We start from the raw sequence: 16,934 nt of genomic DNA on the forward strand, positions 1-16,934 counted from the left end.
GGAATAGCGGGCAGTCACATCAAGAGCCTCAACTCACATGGCATCGTCGCGATCCGTGACCGGGAAGTGACCCAGGCGGATATTGACAGGGTGATTGACGCGGCCCAGGCCGTTGCAATACCGGCAGACCAGAAAATTCTGCACATCCTGCCCCAGGAGTTTGTGATTGATAACCAGGAGGGCATCAAGGAGCCCATGGGTATGTCGGGAGTACGGCTGGAGGCCAAGGTGCACCTGGTGACCTGTGCGGTGAACGCGGCCCAGAACATTGAAAAGTGTATACGGCGTTGTGGCCTGGAAGTGGACGACATCATTCTGGAGCAGCTGGCGTCCAGTTACGCGGTGCTGACCGAAGATGAAAAAGAGCTGGGCGTCTGCGTGGTCGACATCGGCGGAGGCACCACCGACATCGCCGTCTTTACCGGTGGCGCCATACGTCATACCTCGGTCATACCCATCGCCGGTGACCAGGTCACCAATGACATTGCCATGGCGCTGCGGACACCGACCCAGAATGCCGAAGAAATCAAGATCAAGTATGCCTGCGCCCTGACCCAGCTGGCCGGTGCAGATGAAACCATCAAAGTTCCCAGTGTGGGTGACCGGGCACCACGAAATCTGTCGAGACAGGCGCTGGCAGAGGTGGTTGAGCCCCGTTATGAAGAGCTGTTTACCCTGGTGCAATCCGAATTACGTCGCAGCGGATTTGAAGACCTGATCCCTGCTGGCATCGTGATCACCGGCGGTTCCTCCACCATGGAAGGTGTGGTGGAACTGGCGGAGGAAATCTTCCATATGCCGGTAAGACTCGCCTGTCCGCATGCGGTCTCCGGTATGACTGAAGTGGTCAATAACCCGATCTACGCCACCGGCGTCGGGTTATTGATTTATGGCTTTCGCCAGATGGATCTGGGTCAGGGGCCGGTGCTGAGGGGAGAGGATGCGCCTTCCCTCATCGAGCGCATGAAGAGCTGGTTTACTGGTCATTTCTGACCGCGCATCCCAAAACGAAGGTTTCTCGAAATAACAATCGGCCGGGAACAGGCTGACTACAGCACGAAGGAGAAGGGGAATGTTTGAACTAGTGGACAATATCCAGCAGAGCGCTGTGATCAAAGTCGTCGGTGTTGGTGGTGGTGGCGGTAATGCCGTACGTCACATGCTCAACAGCGACATCGAAGGCGTCGAGTTCTTCTGCGCCAACACCGATGCCCAGGCCCTGCGGGACCTGGACGCCAAGCAGGTGATCCAGCTTGGCGGTAACATCACCAAAGGGCTTGGTGCAGGAGCCAACCCGGAAGTCGGTCGTCAGGCCGCCATGGAAGACCGTGACCGCATTGCCGATGCGATCAAGGGCGCTGATATGGTCTTCATCACCGCGGGTATGGGTGGTGGCACCGGCACTGGTGCGGCACCCATCGTGGCCGAAGTGGCCCGCGAGATGGGTATTCTGACCGTGGCCGTGGTGACCAAGCCTTTCACCTTTGAGGGTGGAAAGCGGATGAGTGTGGCGGAATCCGGACTCAAGGATCTGGAAGAAAGCGTTGATTCGCTGATCACCATCCCGAACGAAAAGCTGTTGGCGGTTATGGGCAAGAAAACCAGCCTGCTGGACGCTTTTGCGTCAGCCAATGATGTGCTGCTCGGAGCGGTTCAGGGGATTGCTGATCTGATTACCCGCAACGGTATGATCAACGTCGACTTCGCTGACGTAAAAACCGTGATGTCAGAAATGGGCAACGCCATGATGGGTACTGCCCGGGCCACCGGTGAGAACCGTGCCCGCGAAGCAGCTGAAGCAGCCGTACGCAGTCCGCTGCTGGAAGACATCAACCTGCAGGGTGCCAAGGGTATTCTGGTCAATATCACCGCCGGTATGGACCTGAACCTGGGCGAATTTGCCGAGGTTGGCGACATTATCCGCGAATTTGCCTCGGATACTGCCACGGTAGTAGTGGGTACCGTCATTGATCCGGACATGACCGACGAACTGAAAGTGACGGTCGTAGCGACGGGTCTGGGCGGTGGCCGCGAAAAGCCGACCAAGGTGGTGGACAACACCCGCACCCTGGATGGAACCACCGATTATCATCAGCTGGATCGTCCTGCTGTCCTGCGTCGCCGTGCCGTATCTCATGGCAATGTGGCGGTGGACCAGAGCCGCGATTCGGAAGATCAGGATGTGGACTATCTCGATATTCCCGCATTCCTTCGACGCCAGGCTGACTGATAATCTGTTGCAAATGCAGTTGACAGGGTGCGGGCCTGCGGGGTCCGCCCTGTGACCTGACGCACAACGATGGCGAGACGCATGACGATACAGTCATGAAACCGTTGGTTAAATGGTATTCAGTCTCGTTTTTTGATATTGTTTGGGCGCATTTTTGCTGAATGATATCGTTATTTTGTGACGGATATATGAACCAATGATCAGACAACGGACGCTTAAAAATACCATTCGTGCCACCGGCGTTGGTCTTCACTCCGGGGAAAAGGTATACCTGACGCTGAGACCGGCACCTGTGGAAACGGGAATCGTTTTCCGACGCACCGACCTTGAACCGATGGTTGAAATCAAGGCATGCGCGGAAAACGTGGGCGAAACCATGCTGTCGACAACTCTGGTCAAGGATGGCGTCCGCGTTGCAACAGTAGAGCATCTTCTTTCCGCCATGGCGGGACTGGGTATCGACAATTGTTTCGTCGAGCTCAGTGCCTCTGAGGTGCCTATCATGGACGGCAGTGCCGGCCCCTTCGTGTTTCTGCTGCAGTCGGCAGGGATCGCGGAACAGGAATCGGCCAAACGCTTTATTCGTATCAAGCGGGAAGTAACCGTGGAAGACGGCGACAAGAAAGCGACTTTCCTGCCTTTCGAGGGCTTCAAGGTCAGCTTTGGCATCGACTTTGATCACCCTGTGTTCAAAGGACGTGCCCAGACCGCCACCGTGGATTTTTCCAGCACCTCGTTCGTGAAGGAAGTCAGTCGCGCACGCACGTTTGGTTTCATGCGTGACATCGAGAAGCTGCGGGCGATGAATCTCGCCCTCGGTGGCAGTGTCGATAACGCGATCGTGGTAGATGACTACAAGATTCTTAACGAAGACGGTCTTCGGTACGAAGATGAATTCGTCAAGCACAAGGTTCTGGACGCCATTGGTGATCTGTACCTGCTTGGCAACAGTCTGATAGGCGAATTCCGCGGTGAAAAGTCAGGTCACGACCTGAACAACAAACTGCTGCGTAAACTGCGGGCTGAAGTAGATGCGTGGGAAGTGGTGACGTTTGACGATGAAACCACAGCGCCCATCTCTTACATGAAGCCAGTTCTGGCAATACCGGCCTGAGGCGGGACGCCTAGTCCGATCGGCCACTGGCGTGGCTGGCGAGTTTTTCGAGAACCTCGCGTAGTGCTTGATCCTTCGTGTGCCCGGCTTCCTCCTTGAGGAGCCGGGCATTTTCTTTGCTGAGCACCATCGGTGCGGCAGGCTTGCGTGTTGAATGCCGGGCAGGCGAAACCTTGATCCGGACCTTCCAGACGTACTGAAACATCTCGTGTTCCCGCAGCCTGGCCATCAATTCCTGCTGGCGGAAGCGCAACTGGCTGGCCTGAATGGCGGTGCCGGTGGTGAGTACCAGTTCACCTTCCTGATAACTGACAAAGCGTAAACCAGACTTGAGGTTATCCGGTGCGGCATCCAGCACGTATTTTTCCGCTTGCTGGTGCAGGCGGGCCTTCGCCAGCAGATCCCGCAACTGGTTCGACTGGGCAAGGGCTGCCGGGGTAAGCTCAAGTGACGGTTTCAGTTTCATGTATGACATTGTAACTCGACGAAGATGTTTACCTTTGGTTACACTTCTGCACAGTTTGACCGGGCATAACGTAATAAACTCAAAAAATCCGGTCACCGGCACAGGTCGTAAGTGTAGCACTGTCCCGAATTTGTAGGCAGGTGTCGATTGTTGTTCCAGGAAGCGCAAGGCAGGTTTCCGGAGCGAAGCCAGGAGAGGTAGTTGCTTCTCCTGTCGTGGCGTTACTCTCCCGGTACCCCCGCCAGGCGCGGTTCCGGGTGTGACATTGAGTGATGTCAGCTAGTGCAGCAGGGATGTTCAAAAGCACGAATCAACGACAAAGAGTCATTATGAATATCATCCTTGTGAGCAAGAATCACGGCCGCTCCCGTGCTTTTGCTTTGAATCCCACTGCCATGCTGGTGGTGGCGCTATTGACTATCCTGGTTCTGGTTTCCTGTGTCTGGGCCGGGTATCGGTATGCTGCGGCGCAGGCGGCACAGCAACCGGTGGTGCCAGGTTTTATTCTTGCTGAATGGCAGGGTGCCCTCGATGCACAGCTGAATGAACTGGAAGTCATTGAGCGCAATGCCCGGGAACAGATAGATGCCATGACCTTGCGTCTGGGCGATATGCAGGGTCGCTTGCTCCGGCTCGACGCGCTGGGGCAAAGGTTTGTGGAAGCGGGCAAGGTGGCGGCTGAGGAATTCGATTTTGATCAGCCGGTCGCCATGGGTGGTCCGGAAGATGACCGCCCCGGTGAGTCGTTTGCTGCGCCGGAGCTCAACGCCATGATTGCGCAACTGGATCAGCGTATTCGCGACCGCGAGCAGCAACTGCGCTTGCTCGATACCCTGATGTCGTCAGAAAAGCTCGAGAACCAGAGTTTTGTTGCCGGTCGTCCGATTACCTGGGGCTGGCTGTCGTCCAAATACGGGTATCGTACCGATCCCTTCAACGGTCGTCGTACCTGGCATAATGGTGTGGATCTCGCCGGTAAGGAAGGTGGCGAGGTGATAGCGGTTGCGGCCGGTGTCGTCACCTTCTCCGGTGATCGTAGTGGTTACGGTAATTTCATCGAGATTGATCATGGCGATGGCCTGGTTACCCGCTATGCGCACGGCAAGGAAAACCTGGTCAGTACCGGTGATGTTGTCCAGCGCGGCGAACAGATTGCGGTAATGGGCAGTACCGGCCGTTCAACCGGCCCTCATGTGCATTTCGAGGTGCTGCGTAACGGCCGTGGTGAGGATCCGGTAAAGTACATCAGCCGCGCGTCCCGTTAAGCCGTTCCCGTTTTTTCAGATCCGCGCTGTTTGCGCGGTTGCTCCGGTACGCAGGACATGGACTAGTCTCGTGCCTCGGAGCGGAATAATAACCCGCTAATGTGATCTTTTGCCCCTTTCGGTCTCCCTGGTTTTGAATCGCCGGCTGCCCCTGCTTTTGTCCTCCTGCAAAATAGGGTTAGAATGCCGGCTTCTTCCGTTTAATCAAAGAAGCAGTGTTCTATGTTCACGAAGCTTGCAACCAAGATGTTCGGCAGTAAAAACGCCCGTGAGGTCAAACGCATGCGCAAGGCTGTCGAGCGCATCAATGAACTCGAGGAGGCTCTGACGGGATTGCCGGATGATCAGCTTCAGGCCCGGACACTTGAGTTCCGTACCCGCATCGAAAAGGGCGAATCGCTAGACCAGCTTCTTCCCGAAGCCTTTGCCACGGTCAGAGAGGCCAGTCGGCGAGTGATGGGCATGAGGCACTTTGATGTGCAGCTGATCGGTGCCATGACCCTGCACGAGGGGCATATTGCCGAAATGAAAACCGGCGAGGGCAAAACCCTGGTGGCCACGGCGGCGGTCTACCTCAACGCCCTGGCCGGACGTGGCGTTCATGTGGTAACGGTGAACGATTATCTGGCCCGACGTGACTCGGAGTGGATGGGTAAGCTCTACCGTTGGCTGGGCATGAGCGTTGGCGTTGTGGTTGCCGGCCAGTCCAATGAAGAAAAGCGGGCGGCCTATCAGGCGGACATCACTTACGGTACCAATAACGAATTCGGCTTTGATTATCTGCGCGATAACATGGCCTTCAGCATTGATGACAAGGTACAGCGTGGCCTCAACTACGCGATTGTGGATGAGGTGGATTCGATTCTTATCGATGAGGCCCGCACGCCGCTGATCATTTCCGGCGCTGCCGAAGACAGTTCAAAACTCTATCGTGAAATCAACGCTCTGATACCCTCCCTGAAAATGGGTGAAGTGGTCGAGGACGCTGAACCCACGGGCGATTTCACGATTGATGAAAAAACCAAGCAGGTTGAGCTTACAGAAGCCGGCCACGAAAGAGTGGAAGAGCTGTTGCTGGGTCGCGGTTTGCTCAAGGAAGGCGAGAATCTGTATTCAGCCACCAACCTGAGCCTTCTGCACCATGTTCATTCAGGGCTGCGTGCCCATCACCTGTTCCAGAAGGACGTAGACTACCTGGTGCAGGATGGTCAGGTGGTTATCGTTGACGAGCATACCGGCCGCACCATGCCCGGGCGTCGCTGGAGCGAAGGCCTGCACCAGGCCATCGAAGCCAAGGAAGGTGTGGATATCAAGGCCGAGAGTCAGACTCTGGCATCCACTACCTTCCAGAATTTCTTCCGGATGTACGACAAGCTTGCGGGCATGACCGGTACCGCAGACACCGAGGCCTTCGAGTTCCGCCAGATCTATGGCCTTGATGTGGTTGTCATTCCACCAAACCGGAACATCGCACGAATTGATTACAACGATCTGATCTACCTGACCCAGGAAGAGAAGTTCCACGCCATCATTGATGAAATCAAGGACATAACCGCTGTCGGCCGTCCGATTCTGGTGGGCACGGCGTCGGTTGAAGCGTCCGAAGTGTTGTCGATGCTGCTGAACAAGGCTGGCATCGAACACAAGATTCTGAACGCCAAACACCACGAGAGCGAGGCCCAGGTCATCGCACAGGCCGGCCGGCCGGGAGCGGTCACCATCGCCACCAACATGGCGGGTCGCGGCACCGATATCGTTCTGGGCGGTAACTGGGAGTATGAGGTTGCCGGCCTGGAAAATCCGGATGAGGCCCAGATCAACAAGATCAAGGAAGAGTGGAATCTGCGCCACCAGCAGGTACTGGACTCGGGTGGTCTGCATATTATTGGTACTGAGCGCCATGAATCCCGTCGTATCGATAACCAGCTACGGGGTCGTGCCGGACGTCAGGGGGATCCGGGCTCGTCCCGTTTCTTCCTGTCACTCGAAGACAATCTGATGCGCATCTTCGCCCCTGACCGCGTGAAAAATATCATGCAGGCCATGGGCATGAAGAATGGTGAGGCCATTGAGCATCGCATGGTCACCAATGCCATCGAAAAATCCCAGCGCAAGGTGGAAGGCCGCAACTTTGATATGCGGAAAACCCTGCTCGAGTACGACGACGTAGCCAACGATCAGCGCACGGTGGTTTACGAGCAGCGCAATGAGGTGATGGCCTCTGGGGATGTGTCAGAGATGATCGACAGCATCCGTGCGGATGTGGTCGAAGAGGTCGTCAGTGAGTTTATTCCGCCCCAGAGCATGCCCGAGCAATGGGATGTCGCTGGCCTGGAGGCCCAGCTTCAGTCAGAGCTGGGCGTTGATCTGCCGGTGCAGCAGTGGCTGGACCAGGACAGCAAGCTCTATGAAGAGAAGCTGCGGGAGAAAATCCTGGCGGAAGTGGTCGCTTCCTATAAGGCGAAAGAAGAGATCGCCGGCCCGGAAACCATGCGCAATTTCGAAAAGCAGGTGTTCCTGCAGGTGCTGGATACCCTGTGGAAAGAGCACCTGTCGAACATGGACCATCTGCGTCGCGGTATACATCTGCGCAGCTATGCCCAGAAAAACCCCAAACAGGAATACAAGCGTGAGGCGTTTAACCTGTTTGAGACCATGCTCGAGAACATGAAGCGGGATGTGAACCGGGTACTTTGCCACGTCAAGGTCCAGACCCGGGAAGAGATGGAAGCGCTGGAGCAACAGCGCAAGGCCGCCCTTGAGCGTGAACTGGCCACCGCCCGCATGCGTCATGAGCAGACCAACGCCACCCAGGGTGACAGCGGTGGACAGGGCGAGCAGTCGGGCCAGGGCGCCCAGGGGGCGGCGCTCCCTGAGACCTTTGTGCGTCAGGAACGCAAGGTTGGCCGCAACGAGCCCTGTCCCTGCGGGTCAGGCAAAAAGTACAAGCAGTGTTGCGGTAAGGTCGGCTGACGCCGGACGGCCGCCACCGGAATCCCTGCCCGCAGCCTGATCAGGTTGCGGGTTTTTTTATAATGACCGTCCCTCACCAGTGCTGATCGTGACGGTAAAGGAGTGAGTTATGGCCGTAGGTCCCGGAACGTTACCTCAGTTTGCTGCAATCGCCGGATTGCGCATCGGCATTGCCAGTGCCGGTATCAAGAAGCCGGGCCGTAAAGACCTGGTGGTGTTGGAGCTGGCCGAAGGCAGTCGGGTGGCGGGTATTTTTACCCGCAATCAGTTCTGTGCAGCGCCTGTGCACCTGGCGCGTCGTCACCTTGCTGAGGGTCAGCCCCGTTTTCTGCTGATCAACACCGGAAATGCCAACGCCGGTACCGGCGAACGTGGCATGGCGGATGCCGCTGAGTGTTGCCAGCGCCTTGCCGATGAAGCCGGTGTGCCGCTGTCCGCCGTGTTGCCTTTTTCAACGGGTGTGATCGGTGAGCCGCTGCCGGTGGCGAAAATCGTCAAGGCACTGCCGGACGCGCTGGCCGCCATGGACAGCAACGGCTGGGCCGCTGCAGCCAGCGGTATCATGACAACCGATACCAGGCCCAAGGGTGCCTCCCGTGAACTGATGATAGACGGTCAGCGGGTCGCTATCTCGGGAATCAGCAAGGGCGCGGGCATGATCCGGCCAAACATGGCGACCATGCTCGGGTTTATCGCCACGGATGTTGCGGTTGCACCCGAGGTACTGCAGCAACTGGCTTCCGAACTGGGCGACATGTCGTTCAATCGTATTACCATCGATGGCGACACCTCCACCAACGATGCCTGCATGCTGATAGCCACGGGCGCCTCAGGTGCCCCTGAAATCGGAGTCGGAAGTACCCATCTGCCGGCCTTGCGGGCGGCCCTGGCAGAGGTGTATCTGGAACTGGCGCATGCCATCGTCCGGGACGGCGAGGGTGCAACCAAGTTCGTGACCATCGAAGTGACCGGAGCCGCTGCTCAGCAGGAGGCCCTTGACGTGGCCTATACCGTTGCTCACTCGCCCCTGGTGAAGACCGCCCTGTTTGCCTCAGACCCCAACTGGGGCCGTATCCTGGCCGCCGTAGGGCGTGCCGGCGTGCCGGACCTGAACCTGTCAGCGCTGGAGATCTATCTTGGCGATGTCTGCCTGGTCCGTAACGGCGGCCGTGCCGAGGATTACACCGAGGCGCGGGGCCAGCAGGTCATGAGTCAGGAAGAAATCACGATTCACATCGACCTCAGGCGTGGCGACGTTAAAGAGACCGTCTGGACCTGTGATTTCTCCCATGACTACGTCACCATCAACGCCGAATACCGCACCTGATGACAGATGGCTTTGTTCATGTGGCTGTCGCTGTGGTTGAGCGGCAGGGCAGAATCCTCATAGCCCGCCGGCCGCCCCAGGCTCATCAGGGCGACCTGCTTGAGTTCCCCGGCGGCAAGGTTGAGCCAGGCGAATCGGTGCAGCAGGCGCTGGTACGGGAGCTTGCGGAGGAAACCGGACTAACGATAGCGCCGGCAGCGCTTTCACCGTTGATCGGTATCCGCCACAATTATGGCGACAAACAGGTGTTCCTGGATGTCTGGCGGGTCGGCGCGAGTTCCGGCGAGGCCCGTGGGATGGAAGGGCAGCCGTTGTTCTGGCTGCGTCCCGACGAGCTCAGGGATCAGGACTTCCCGGAGGCCAACCGGCCCATCATCCGGGCGCTCAGGCTGCCCGCAAGACTGTCCATCACCGGGGCCTTTGAGTCGCTGGCCTATGGCGTGGCCCAGCTGCAGGCGTCGTTGCAGCGGCAGCCGGAACTGGTTCTGCTGAGGGCTCCCTGGTTGTCCACGGTAGATTACCGTCGTTTTGTGGATGCGGCTGTGACCCTGGTTGATAACGCTGAATCCCGGTTACTGATTCATGACCGGCCAGAGCTGCTGGCAGAGTACCCGGTAGCGGGTGTTCATCTCAGTCAGGGGGGTGCCCGGGATCTCGCCGGGTCTGGGCTGGCATCAGTTCCGGGTACTGGTCGATTCTGCGGTCTTCCCCGTTTATGCTCTGGGCGGTCTTGGTGATGCTCATCTGGCTCAGGCGCAGGAGGCCGGTGGCCAGGGTGTTGCCGGAATTTCCAGCTGGTGGCGGGAGCCCGTCCAGCGCTCATGATCGAAACAAAGGTATGCCTAATATGTCGGAAAAATTGACGCATCTTGATGAGCAGGGCGCCGCACGCATGGTGGACGTTACGGCCAAAGGTATAACCGAGCGGGAAGCGGTCGCGGAGGGGCGCATTCTGATGGCGCAGGAGACCCTGGATATGATCGTTGACGGCGAGCATCCCAAGGGAGATGTGCTCGCTGTGGCCAGAGTCGCCGGCATCATGGCTGCAAAAAAGACCCACGATCTGATTCCGCTGTGTCACGCCATCAGCCTGACATCGGTAAAACTGATGCTGACACCGGAAACTTCGCCTCCGGCGGTGCGGGTTGAAGCCCGTTGCAAGCTCTCCGGTCAGACCGGTGTGGAAATGGAGGCGCTGACGGCGGTGAGCGTTGCTGCCCTGACACTTTACGATATGTGCAAGGCTGTTGATCGCGGCATGGAAATAACCGGAGTGCGCCTGCTGGAGAAGAAGGGTGGGCGCAGTGGTCACTGGCAGGCCCGGTAGCGGGTCGTTCATCCGCCCGGGAATTCCGCTCGTAGATGTATTGCGCGGTTAACTTGTAACCCTGCCCCACTTCGCCGGCCGGCCGCCATCTGCTATTATGGCCGGCTCATTGACATCGTTTGACGAGGAAACATTGTGGCTGTTCGCTACGTCCAGACCTGCCGTTTGCCGACGCCTTTTGGCGTATTTGACATGCACGGCTTCGAGGAGCCTGACACCGGCAAGGAGCATGTTGCCCTGACCCTGGGAAATCTGGATACGCCGGAGCCACTGCTGGCCCGTACCCATTCCGAGTGCCTCACCGGTGATGCCCTGTACAGCATGCGCTGTGATTGCGGATATCAGCTTGAAGAAGCCTTGCGCTGCATCGCCAAAGAGGGGCGCGGCATGCTGATGTATCTGCGTCAGGAAGGGCGTGGTATCGGTCTTCTCAACAAGATTCGCGCCTACAAGCTTCAGGATGAAGGCGCGGATACCGTGGAAGCCAACGAACGCCTCGGATTCGCCGCCGATCTGCGGGACTACACCATGTGTCGTGACATGCTGGAGCATCTCGGTGTGACCACCCTGAAGCTGATGACCAATAACCCGCGGAAGGTGGAGGCTCTGACCTCACTGGGCATCAATATTGCGGAGCGGGTGCCGCTGCACGTGGGCCGTAACCCCCACAACGAGCACTACCTGAATACCAAGCAGAGCAAGCTCGGCCACTGGCTGGAAACCCACCAGGATGACGACCCGGCCTGACAGGCGTTAGCCTGGTCTTTCTTTTTGCTGAAGGCAGCCCGCTGCTAGCGCGCTGCCTTCAGGACCGGCTGATGAATGCCCATCACTGTCAGCCGCTTCCGAATAGCCGCCTCAATACCCTCAGAATCCAGCCCGCACTCAGCCAGCAGCTCGTCATGCTTGCCATGCTCCACATAGCGATCCGGCAGGCCCAGCTGTAATACAGGCTTCAGCAAGCATTCCCGGTTAAGGAACTCGGTAACGGCACTGCCGGCGCCACCGGCAATGGTGTTCTCCTCTACCGTCACCAGCAGCTCATGGGTTTCGGCCAGCTCCCGGATCAGTGCCTCATCCAGCGGCTTCACAAAACGCATGTCCGCCACTGTGGCGTCAATGGCTTCGGCTGCCTCGGTCGCCGCCGCCAGCCTGGTGCCAAAGTTCAGGATCGCCACCCGGTCGCCCGTGCGGATCATCCGGCCCTTGCCGATCGGTAGCGGTTCGAGCGTCGGTTCGATAACCGTTCCGGGGCCAGTGCCCCGGGGGTAGCGCACGGCGGCCGGCCCGGAAAACTCCAGACCGGTCTGCAGCAGACGCCGGGTATCATTCTCATCGGCGGGGGTCATCACAATCATGTTGGGCACGCAGCGCAGGAAGCTCAGATCGAAAGCACCGGCGTGGGTCGGCCCGTCTTCGCCCACCAGGCCGGCCCGGTCGATGGCGAACAACACATCCAGATTCTGAATGGCCACGTCGTGAATCAACTGGTCGTAGGCCCGCTGCAGGAAGGTGGAATAAATGGCCACGACCGGCTTGGCGCCATCGCAGGCGAGGCCAGCGGCCAGGGTGACCGCATGCTGTTCAGCGATGGCGACATCGTGGTAGCGGTCCGGGAACTGCTGTGAGAATGCCAGCAGGTCTGAGCCCTCGCACATGGCGGGAGTTATCCCGACAACACGATCATCCTGTTCAGCCGCATCACACAGCCACTGTCCGAACACATTGGCGTACTTGGGGCTTGCGGGCTTTGGCGACAGCGGCTTTTGGGCAGCGACCGGATCAATCTTGTTGATGGCGTGATAGCCAATGGGATCCGCTTCCGCCGGCGCGAAACCTTTGCCCTTGCGGGTTACCACATGGAGAAACTGGGGCCCGTCCAGTTCACGGATATTCTCAAGGGTTTCCACCAGCAATGGCAGGTCATGGCCGTCGATGGGGCCGATATAGTTAAACCCCAGCTCCTCGAACAATGTGCCCGGGGCTATCATCCCCTTGACGTGCTCTTCGGTCTTGCGTGCCAGCGCCATCAAAGGCGGTGCTGCCTGCAATACTTTCTTGCTGCTGTCACGCATCTGGTTGTAGGTACGACTGGACAGCAGCCGGGCAAAGTAATTGGAAAGGCCACCGACATTCTTGGAAATGGACATGTCGTTGTCGTTAAGTACCACCAGCATATCGGCCCGCAGATGGCCGGCGTGATTGAGTGCCTCGAATGCCATACCAGCGGTCATGGCGCCGTCGCCGATCACTGCGATACTGCGACGCTTGCTACCCTCAAGCCTGGCCGCCAGTGCCATGCCCAGGGCTGCGCTCAGGGACGTGCTGGAGTGACCGACACCAAAGGTATCGTAGGGGCTTTCGGCGCGCTTCGGAAAGCCGGCCAGGCCGCCCTTCTGGCGGATACCTCCCATCTGCTCCCTGCGCCCGGTCAGTATCTTGTGGGGGTAGGCCTGATGGCCCACGTCCCAGACCAGGCGGTCGTCCGGTGTATTGAAGGCGTAGTGAAGGGCGATGGTGAGCTCAAGTACACCGAGGCCGGCGCCAAAATGGCCACCGGTCTGGCCGACCGTCCACAGCAGGAACGCCCGCAATTCATTGGCCAGCCCGGGCAGATCCTCGGGGGCCAGCAGACGCAGCTGATCGGGCGTTTCAATCCGGTCGAGCAGCGGCGTGTGGGGTCGCTGTGTCGGGATTTCCTTGAAAGTGTATGGTTCCTGCATGCATCCGGTCTTGTTTCGGTGACTTTAGTACTGCTGAGACAATGTATTATAGGAGAAGACGGCAGCCGGTTTCACATCAGTAGCGACGCGTCACCACAAATTCTGCCATGCCTCGTAACGGATCGGCTTCCGGCCCGAAGCCGGCAAGGTGCTGCTGGCAGGTAGCAAGCAGCTGATTCAGATAACGACGGGCCCCGTCCTTGCCCATCAGAACCGGGTAAGTGGGTTTGCTGCGGGCGCTGTCGGACCCCTGGGTTTTGCCCATAATGCTGGTGTCGCCTTCGATGTCCAGCAGGTCGTCCTGAACCTGGAACGCCAGTCCCAGGGCCGCTGCGTAGCTTGCCAGGGCCTGATGCCGCAGGTCTGGCTCAGGCACTGCGGTCAGCGCGCCGAGGCTGACACTGGCTTCAATAAGTGCCCCGGTCTTTTGGCGGTGCATCTGTTCGAGCTGGGCCAGGGTAACCTGCTGGCCGACCGCAGCCAGGTCAATAGCCTGGCCGCCTACCATGCCCTGGCTGCCACTTGCACGGGCCAGGGTCTGAACCATGGCCAGCCGTACCTCTGCCGAAAGATTACCCTGTTCCGCAAGCCACTCAAAGGCCATCGCCTGCAGGGCATCTCCGGCCAGAATGGCGGTGGCCTCATCGTAGGCAATATGGGTTGTGGGGCGGCCACGCCGCAGCTCGTCGTCGTCCATTGCCGGCAGATCATCGTGGATCAGTGAGTAGGCGTGGATCAGCTCGACGGCACATGCCGGTACCACGGCTACCGCCGGATCTCCGCCCAGGGCTTTGGTGGCGGCGAGGCAAAGGGCGGGCCGAAGCCGTTTGCCGCCGCCCAGCACCCCGTAGCGCATGGCGGCGTGGAGACGCTCTGGCAGGGCCGATGCCGCGGGCAGGCGCCGGGCCAGAGCCGCATCGGTGAGGGCGGCACAGTATTCCAGAAATTCTTCGGCGGAAAACAGGGCTGTCATCAGTCTGGCTCGGCCGGGCTGTCCGGGGTGATAAACGGTTGCTCTTCCAGCGAGCCGTCCTCCCGCTCGATCAGTTGCTGCACTCTTTGTTCGGCTTGTCGCAGTGCCTGCTGGCACTCCCGGGTCAGCCGCACGCCCCGCTCAAAGGCGCTGAGTGATTGCTCGAGGGAGAGCTCACCCTGTTCCAGTTCCCGGACCAGGCTTTCCAGTTCAGTCAGCGATTTCTCGAAATCCTCGATGGAGGCAGCTTCCGGGGTTGTGGCCATAACAGGCACTCCTCATGCGACGCCGGTCAATGTCGATATCTGGCCGCGAGTATACCAGAGCAAGTCCGGTCACCGAATGGTTCCGGCGGCAAAGAGGTTACCGGATTTCGCTGTGGCTTCCGTCGCCTGCCAGCAAAAGCGGGTTCGGGGGCCCGCCACGCCTTCCGGCTCCCAGGTCTGTTCGGTTACCTCGACAACGCCGGTACGGCTGACCGTGACTATGGTGCTGGCCCGGGTCCCGTAATAGTCGCTGGTAATGAATGGTGACGACAAAAACCGCTCAAACGCCTTGTCGATGCCGGTGTCCGGCAACAGATGGTCCGGTGCCGGCGTATTATCCTGCAGCAGGTTCAGCAACTGACTGTGGAGCGCGTTGGTTTGCTCAGCAGCGTGCTGTGCCAGCGTCAGTTTGAGTTGTTCCCGCAATCGCACCAGCTTTGGCCAGGGGCTTTGCAGAAGGTGGTTGCTGAGTCCGTAACAACCTCTGAACAGTCGCCGCCCCGGATGCGCATCGCGATTACTGTAGTACCATCCGGAGCTGGAGCCGGCGCCAGGCATCAGGCGGATCAGGTTGAAACCGGCATAGAGCTGGCTGTTATCAGCCAGGTAACTGTGCATTGCCGCGGGGGGCATGTCCTGGGCCATCAACGGCAGCTCGCCGCGACTGTGGCGGCCGGTTTCGCCGGAGCCTTCTCTGACATTGGTAACGGCGGTGACCATGCCGGATGGTGTTACCGACAGCCAGGTGCCGCCTGATTCCAGATCCTGCCCGGCCAGCACTTCCGGCTTGTCCCACCATTTCATGGCCGCCGTTGGCCGGCGATAGAATTCGTCGCGGTTGGCAGCCATCACCAGCGGAAAATCCGGGTGCTGGTCAAGGGCAAAAAGAATCAGGCACATACAGACATCCTGCAGGTTTCGGGTAGTGAGTGGCCGGCATAAGGTAGGGCTGACCGGGGCCTTTGTGTATGATACACGCTTTGTTTTGGTGCCGGATGAGTTGGCCATGTCATTGATGACCCTGTTTGCGTTGTATCTGATCTTGGGGGCCTTTGCCGGCACCCTTGCCGGTCTGTTTGGCATTGGTGGCGGACTTGTCATCGTGCCGGTACTGATTTTTACTTTCGGGCTGCAGGGCTTCAGCACTGAGATTGCCGCCCATCTTGCGGTCGGAACGTCCCTGGCAACCATTGTGTTCACCTCCATCAGCTCCGTGCGCTCCCACCATCAACGTGGTGCCGTGCGCTGGGATCTTTTCCGGCCCATGGTGGTCGGCATTGTGCTGGGTGCCGTGCTGGGTGCCTGGACAGCGTCTTTGCTCAGTGGTGCCGCACTGGAACTGATCATCGGGATCTTTGTCATGCTGGTGGGTCTGAAGATGTTACTGGACATCAACCCCTCAGAAGGGCGGGCGGTTCCGGGCAGGGCGGTGATGACGGTAGCGGGCGGCGGCATCGGTTGGGCCTCGGCGATATTCGGTATCGGTGGCGGCACTCTGACGGTACCTTTCCTGAGCTGGTGCAGCGTGCGCATGCAGCAGGCCGTTGCGACCTCGGCGGCCTGCGGTTTACCGATTGCCATCGCCGGCGCCGTTGCCAATCTGGTGACCGGCTGGGGGCACCACGCCCTGCCAGAGTATGCCGTCGGATTCATTTATTTGCCCGCACTGATCGGTATCGTGCTGACCAGTGTTCTGTTCGCCCGTTTCGGTGCGGTACTCGCACATCGTCTCAATGCCAGACTGCTGAAGCGGTTGTTCGCCTTGCTGCTGTTGGCGGTGGGCATGAGATTCCTGTTAGGAACCCTTGGAGGTAGCTGATGCTGCAGCATCCACAGATAGACCCGGTGGCCATCAGTCTGGGCCCCCTGAAAATTCATTGGTACGGCCTGACTTACCTGGCCGGATTTGCCATTGGCTGGTGGCTGGGCCGGTATCGCGCCCGCAAGCCCTGGACGCCGCTGAACGAGGAGCAGGTCTCGGATTTGCTGTTCTATGTGGCGCTGGGGGTAATTCTGGGTGGCCGCTTCGGGTATGTGCTGTTCTATAATTTCGATCAGTTCCTGGCGGATCCGGTGTGGCTGTTGCGGGTATGGGAAGGCGGGATGTCGTTCCATGGCGGCCTGATCGGGGTCATGCTGGCGCTGGGATGGTATGGGCGTAAACTCGGGTGCGGCTTTTTCCGGATCGCGGATTTTGTCGCCCCTCTGGTGCCTGTGGGGCTGGGCGCGGGCCGGATTGGCAACTTCATTAATGGCGAACTCTGGGGTAA

At 58.9% G+C, this 16,934-nt stretch carries 16 protein-coding genes; 11 read left to right on the plus strand and 5 right to left on the minus strand.

Translation table 11 applies throughout. From position 1 onward, the window contains the following. From ftsA to lpxC, 3 genes are all read left to right on the plus strand, one after another. The coding region (gene ftsA / locus AAC035_RS07600) for a cell division protein FtsA (RefSeq protein WP_339802059.1) at positions 1–993 on the plus strand (993 nt) is incomplete at its 5' end. 79 nt (positions 994–1,072) lie between these two features. Continuing rightward, positions 1,073–2,230, plus strand: a complete 1,158-nt coding sequence (ftsZ, locus tag AAC035_RS07605; RefSeq protein WP_339802063.1) for a cell division protein FtsZ — start codon at positions 1,073–1,075, stop codon at positions 2,228–2,230. A gap of 196 nt (positions 2,231–2,426) precedes the next feature. Beyond that, complete coding sequence (gene lpxC, locus AAC035_RS07610) at positions 2,427–3,344, plus strand: UDP-3-O-acyl-N-acetylglucosamine deacetylase (protein WP_339802065.1); 918 nt, start codon at positions 2,427–2,429, stop codon at positions 3,342–3,344. Between the two features lie 10 nt (positions 3,345–3,354). Here lpxC and AAC035_RS07615 read toward each other — a convergent pair whose 3' ends face one another. Next, positions 3,355–3,810, minus strand: coding sequence for a DciA family protein (locus tag AAC035_RS07615; RefSeq protein ID WP_339802067.1), 456 nt, complete (start codon positions 3,808–3,810; stop codon positions 3,355–3,357). Between the two features lie 329 nt (positions 3,811–4,139). Here AAC035_RS07615 and AAC035_RS07620 point away from each other — a divergent pair, with 329 nt between their 5' ends. The 6 genes from AAC035_RS07620 to ribA all read left to right on the plus strand — a co-directional run bounded on the left by AAC035_RS07620 (position 4,140) and on the right by ribA (position 11,449). Then, positions 4,140–5,075 carry a M23 family metallopeptidase gene (locus AAC035_RS07620; RefSeq protein ID WP_339802070.1) on the plus strand — a complete coding sequence of 312 codons (936 nt, stop codon included), beginning with the start codon at positions 4,140–4,142 and terminating at the stop codon, positions 5,073–5,075. Positions 5,076–5,297: 222 nt separating this feature from the next. After that, positions 5,298–8,048 carry a preprotein translocase subunit SecA gene (gene secA, locus AAC035_RS07625; protein ID WP_339802073.1) on the plus strand — a complete coding sequence of 917 codons (2,751 nt, stop codon included), beginning with the start codon at positions 5,298–5,300 and terminating at the stop codon, positions 8,046–8,048. Positions 8,049–8,157: 109 nt separating this feature from the next. After that, positions 8,158–9,375 carry a bifunctional glutamate N-acetyltransferase/amino-acid acetyltransferase ArgJ gene (gene argJ, locus AAC035_RS07630; protein WP_339802076.1) on the plus strand — a complete coding sequence of 406 codons (1,218 nt, stop codon included), beginning with the start codon at positions 8,158–8,160 and terminating at the stop codon, positions 9,373–9,375. After that, a complete protein-coding gene (locus AAC035_RS07635) occupies positions 9,375–10,112 on the plus strand; it encodes an NUDIX domain-containing protein (protein WP_339802078.1) in 738 nt (245 codons plus the stop codon). The genes argJ and AAC035_RS07635 overlap by 1 nt, the downstream gene beginning before the upstream one ends. A 110-nt stretch (positions 10,113–10,222) precedes the next feature. Then, a complete protein-coding gene (gene moaC, locus AAC035_RS07640; RefSeq protein WP_339802080.1) occupies positions 10,223–10,702 on the plus strand; it encodes a cyclic pyranopterin monophosphate synthase MoaC in 480 nt (159 codons plus the stop codon). Between the two features lie 135 nt (positions 10,703–10,837). Next, positions 10,838–11,449 carry a GTP cyclohydrolase II gene (gene ribA / locus AAC035_RS07645; protein WP_339802083.1) on the plus strand — a complete coding sequence of 204 codons (612 nt, stop codon included), beginning with the start codon at positions 10,838–10,840 and terminating at the stop codon, positions 11,447–11,449. Between the two features lie 44 nt (positions 11,450–11,493). On the opposite strand, the gene dxs is transcribed toward ribA, so the two are convergent. The 4 genes from dxs to AAC035_RS07665 form a co-directional block, all read right to left on the minus strand. Further along, positions 11,494–13,425, minus strand: coding sequence for a 1-deoxy-D-xylulose-5-phosphate synthase (dxs, locus tag AAC035_RS07650; RefSeq protein ID WP_339802085.1), 1,932 nt, complete (start codon positions 13,423–13,425; stop codon positions 11,494–11,496). Between the two features lie 76 nt (positions 13,426–13,501). Next, positions 13,502–14,398 carry a farnesyl diphosphate synthase gene (locus tag AAC035_RS07655; protein ID WP_339802088.1) on the minus strand — a complete coding sequence of 299 codons (897 nt, stop codon included), beginning with the start codon at positions 14,396–14,398 and terminating at the stop codon, positions 13,502–13,504. Further along, positions 14,398–14,664: an exodeoxyribonuclease VII small subunit gene (locus AAC035_RS07660; RefSeq protein ID WP_339802091.1), complete on the minus strand. Its 267-nt coding sequence runs from the start codon at positions 14,662–14,664 to the stop codon at positions 14,398–14,400. The genes AAC035_RS07655 and AAC035_RS07660 overlap by 1 nt, the downstream gene beginning before the upstream one ends. A 69-nt stretch (positions 14,665–14,733) precedes the next feature. Next, the gene (locus tag AAC035_RS07665) at positions 14,734–15,564 is read right to left on the minus strand and encodes an NRDE family protein (protein WP_339802093.1); all 831 of its coding nucleotides are present in this window, start codon (positions 15,562–15,564) and stop codon (positions 14,734–14,736) included. 106 nt (positions 15,565–15,670) lie between these two features. Between AAC035_RS07665 and AAC035_RS07670 the strand changes: the two genes are divergently transcribed. Both AAC035_RS07670 and lgt read left to right on the plus strand, forming a co-directional pair. Next, positions 15,671–16,483, plus strand: coding sequence for a sulfite exporter TauE/SafE family protein (locus AAC035_RS07670; protein ID WP_339802097.1), 813 nt, complete (start codon positions 15,671–15,673; stop codon positions 16,481–16,483). After that, on the plus strand, positions 16,483–16,934 hold a 452-nt coding region (lgt, locus tag AAC035_RS07675), incomplete at its 3' end, for a prolipoprotein diacylglyceryl transferase (RefSeq protein ID WP_339802094.1). The genes AAC035_RS07670 and lgt, both read left to right, overlap by 1 nt.

Source organism: uncultured Marinobacter sp. (genome assembly GCF_963974375.1).
In the GTDB taxonomy this organism is placed as follows: Bacteria; Pseudomonadota; Gammaproteobacteria; order Pseudomonadales; family Oleiphilaceae; genus Marinobacter.

Bases quoted from the DNA above. Each gene is read 5' to 3' on its own strand.
- dxs (WP_339802085.1), bottom strand. From the start codon at position 13,425: ATGCAGGAACCATACACTTTCAAGGAAATCCCGACACAGCGACCCCAC.
- AAC035_RS07660 (WP_339802091.1), bottom strand. From the start codon at position 14,664: ATGGCCACAACCCCGGAAGCTGCCTCCATCGAGGATTTCGAGAAATCG.
- AAC035_RS07670 (WP_339802097.1), top strand. From the start codon at position 15,671: ATGTCATTGATGACCCTGTTTGCGTTGTATCTGATCTTGGGGGCCTTT.
- ftsZ (WP_339802063.1), top strand. From the start codon at position 1,073: ATGTTTGAACTAGTGGACAATATCCAGCAGAGCGCTGTGATCAAAGTC.
- AAC035_RS07620 (WP_339802070.1), top strand. From the start codon at position 4,140: ATGAATATCATCCTTGTGAGCAAGAATCACGGCCGCTCCCGTGCTTTT.
- moaC (WP_339802080.1), top strand. From the start codon at position 10,223: ATGTCGGAAAAATTGACGCATCTTGATGAGCAGGGCGCCGCACGCATG.
- argJ (WP_339802076.1), top strand. From the start codon at position 8,158: ATGGCCGTAGGTCCCGGAACGTTACCTCAGTTTGCTGCAATCGCCGGA.
- AAC035_RS07665 (WP_339802093.1), bottom strand. From the start codon at position 15,564: ATGTGCCTGATTCTTTTTGCCCTTGACCAGCACCCGGATTTTCCGCTG.
- secA (WP_339802073.1), top strand. From the start codon at position 5,298: ATGTTCACGAAGCTTGCAACCAAGATGTTCGGCAGTAAAAACGCCCGT.
- AAC035_RS07615 (WP_339802067.1), bottom strand. From the start codon at position 3,810: ATGAAACTGAAACCGTCACTTGAGCTTACCCCGGCAGCCCTTGCCCAG.
- AAC035_RS07655 (WP_339802088.1), bottom strand. From the start codon at position 14,398: ATGACAGCCCTGTTTTCCGCCGAAGAATTTCTGGAATACTGTGCCGCC.
- AAC035_RS07635 (WP_339802078.1), top strand. From the start codon at position 9,375: ATGACAGATGGCTTTGTTCATGTGGCTGTCGCTGTGGTTGAGCGGCAG.
- lpxC (WP_339802065.1), top strand. From the start codon at position 2,427: ATGATCAGACAACGGACGCTTAAAAATACCATTCGTGCCACCGGCGTT.